The sequence below is a fragment of the Arsenophonus sp. ENCA genome (assembly GCF_002287155.1).
GTDB lineage: Bacteria > Pseudomonadota > Gammaproteobacteria > Enterobacterales > Enterobacteriaceae > Arsenophonus > Arsenophonus nilaparvatae.
The window spans coordinates 1-2,810 of record NZ_NHNG01000273.1; the positions used below are offsets into that span (position 1 = coordinate 1).

Consider the following 2,810-nt stretch of genomic DNA (forward strand, 5'->3'; position numbering starts at 1 on the left):
AGCACCCACGACAGTCAGCATTTCGAAAGGGTCATTGACAAGGCCAACACCAATCGCAATATCTACGCCGACCGAGGCTATCCCTCTGCGGAGCGGGAAGCTTGGCTGAAGGCAAACGGCTATAGGAGCCAGATTCAGCGTAAAGGCCATCGAAACAAACCGTTGTCCAAGACTCAGCAAGGGCGAAACCACAGGATTGCAAAGACTAGGGCACGGGTTGAACATGCATTTGCGGCGATGGAACAAATGGGTAGAAAACTGATCCGCACCATTGGACAGGTGCGCGCTAATTTTGCCATGACGATGATGGCAGCATGTTACAACCTAAAGCGGTTGGCGTACTTCCAGAGCGCGTGCATCGTGGCTTTCTGACGCCCAGAATGGGTCAAATGGCCCTAGCCAGGGCAATGTGCGATAGAATCAGTAGCGTGATAATCAAAAAAAATCTAATTATTTAGAATGAAAGCCAAGGGTTAATTGAAAATCTTGAGTTTTTCGAGGTGCCCTAATATAAAATACTGCACACTAAAGCCATAAAATTGATCAAACTAGCTGTTAAAATAAAAAATAATTAACTTGTAATTTTGATGATTAATTGTTATCTCACCACCAATACAGAGGTTTTTGCATAACGTACAACACCCGCTGCTGTCGAACCTAACAGATGAGTTGTTATATTGGGACTTCTTGAACCAAGAATGATGATATCAGCGTTAATTTCTTCCGCTCGACTGACAATTTCATCACGCGGAGAACCAAAAGCAATAGTATAGCCGAGGCGATCCGCGGGTAAATCGATCGGTTCAAGTAGGTTTTGCATATCATCTTCTGCTTTTAGGGTGGCACGATCTTTTATTTCCATATATCCCAAAGCATAAGCATTTATGATTGCCGATGAGATAGGCAATACATGAATAAAATTTAGTTTAGCTCCTGAAACTTTAGCAAACTGTACAGCCTGTCGTATAGCTTTACTAGTTAGTTCTTCTTGAGCAATATCAACAGCTACTAAAATAACTTTATACATACATACCTCCATCTAAAAATTTTTATTCCAACTTTTAAAGTATAAGATAAAAGTGATAAAATAATTGTGAATATCTTTACATGGATAAATTAAATATTTTTACCTAAATGGCAACAATCTCTGCACCTATCAGCAACCCTGTTTTCGATTACCACTCTTCGCCATTTAAAGGTTCAACATAATTGCAATAACAAAATATTATAGAAACTAAAATCAAATAGTTAATATAATATTAAATACATTATTTAAATTAAAAAAGTTGTATAAAGACGTATATAAAATTCCACAACTGTGTAAAATACGACAAATTAATTATTGCTTTATTTTTTAATTCATTGAGGCAAAAAAATGACAAATGATTGCTCGAGTAGACCGGATACGGAAACCATTGCTACTGAAATTAGTTGCTTGAAAACTTTTATAACCTATATATTAAAAGCGCTAAATCAAGCCGATGCGGGAAGAGCTATACTCAATATGGAAAAAGAAATTCTTGCTATGCAAGATCCTAAACAAGCAGAAGTTTTTCAACGAATAATCGAACAAATCAAAACAGCCTATCGAAGTTAATAAAAAATCCCACCTCATCAGGTGGGATTGATTATTGTTTTACCGATTAAGATAAGTGCCCATACGTAAAGCTTCAATGCGCTTATCAAGAGGAGGATGGGATAAAAACAACTCACTAAAAGATTTAGAACGTCCGTTGATGCAAAAAGCCATCAGACTGCCAGCTTCCTGAGGTTCATAACTTGTTTTCAAACGCTGTAATGCAGCAATCATTTTTTCTCTACCCACTAAATGCGCCGAACCTGCATCTGCACGGAATTCACGATAACGCGAGAACCACATAGTAATAATACTGGCCAAAATACCAAATACAATTTCTAACACCATTGATACCGCAAAGTAAATCATTGGATTACCCTGGCTACTTTCATTGTCATTATTACTATTTGATAAAAATCCAGACGCCAGCTGAGCAATGATACGTGAAATAAAAATGACAAAAGTATTCACTACTCCTTGTAATAAAGTCATTGTTACCATATCACCATTTGCTATATGGCTGATCTCATGGGCGATAACCGCTTCGGCTTCATCACGTCCCATACTTTCTAACAAACCTGTACTAACAGCAACCAATGACGCATCACGACGAGCACCGGTGGCAAAAGCGTTAATATCGGGGGCATGATAAATAGCAACTTCTGGCATTTTTATGCCAGCTTGATCAGCCTGACGCTTGACGGTATTTAACAACCAATGTTCCGTTTCTGTTGTCGGACTTTCAATCACCTGCCCACCAACAGAACGTAATGCCATCCATTTTGACATCAATAATGAGATAAATGAGCCACCAAAACCAAAAAGACCAGCCATAATCATTAGCCCTGGAACGCTTTGTCCCTGGATGCCGGTCAAACTCAAAATAATTCCAAATACAAACATTACTGCCAAGTTTGTAAGTAAAAACAAGGCTATTCGCATCATAAAAATTGCTTTCCTTTATTAATTAAAAATGATTAACATTAAATTAGTAATATAAATAATGTTTTTTGACTACTTTTCAAGCCCTTTGTTGTGCAGATATGAAAAAAACACTCAACTTTACATTTTTACAAAAAACTAGCACAAACTGGCATTTTTATTATCTTATACTCGATTAACTTGAAGTTGCATTTTTCAGCGTCTGGAAGTTGTCATTAATCCGGCGCGACAAGGCTCCGTCCAATCCCGGTAATATATTACGGAAAAAGTGGTGTATTTCCTGCCGAAACGC

Annotated in this window: 4 protein-coding genes and 1 pseudogene; 2 read left to right on the top strand and 3 right to left on the bottom strand. The window is 37.8% G+C overall.

Features of this window, described 5'->3' with window-relative positions:
- Positions 1-372 (top strand): transposase (locus tag CBG25_RS07120; protein WP_290603757.1); only part of this gene is annotated, 372 nt, incomplete at its 5' end.
- 226 nt (positions 373-598) lie between these two features.
- Here CBG25_RS07120 and CBG25_RS07125 read toward each other — a convergent pair.
- The gene (locus CBG25_RS07125; protein ID WP_026821621.1) at positions 599-1,027 is read right to left on the bottom strand and encodes a universal stress protein; all 429 of its coding nucleotides are present in this window, start codon (positions 1,025-1,027) and stop codon (positions 599-601) included.
- A 348-nt stretch (positions 1,028-1,375) separates the two neighbouring features.
- Between CBG25_RS07125 and CBG25_RS07130 the strand changes: the two genes are divergently transcribed.
- Complete coding sequence (locus CBG25_RS07130; RefSeq protein WP_063656701.1) at positions 1,376-1,597, top strand: DUF2594 family protein; 222 nt, start codon at positions 1,376-1,378, stop codon at positions 1,595-1,597.
- Positions 1,598-1,636: 39 nt separating this feature from the next.
- On the opposite strand, the gene htpX is transcribed toward CBG25_RS07130, so the two are convergent.
- Together htpX and CBG25_RS07140 are read right to left on the bottom strand one after the other, a co-directional pair.
- Positions 1,637-2,521: a protease HtpX gene (gene htpX / locus CBG25_RS07135; RefSeq protein ID WP_290605656.1), complete on the bottom strand. Its 885-nt coding sequence runs from the start codon at positions 2,519-2,521 to the stop codon at positions 1,637-1,639.
- 172 nt (positions 2,522-2,693) lie between these two features.
- Positions 2,694-2,810: pseudogene (locus tag CBG25_RS07140) on the bottom strand (IS630 family transposase); the annotation flags it as partial.

Bases quoted from the DNA above. Each gene is read 5' to 3' on its own strand.
- CBG25_RS07125 (WP_026821621.1), bottom strand. From the start codon at position 1,027: ATGTATAAAGTTATTTTAGTAGCTGTTGATATTGCTCAAGAAGAACTA.
- CBG25_RS07130 (WP_063656701.1), top strand. From the start codon at position 1,376: ATGACAAATGATTGCTCGAGTAGACCGGATACGGAAACCATTGCTACT.
- htpX (WP_290605656.1), bottom strand. From the start codon at position 2,521: ATGATGCGAATAGCCTTGTTTTTACTTACAAACTTGGCAGTAATGTTT.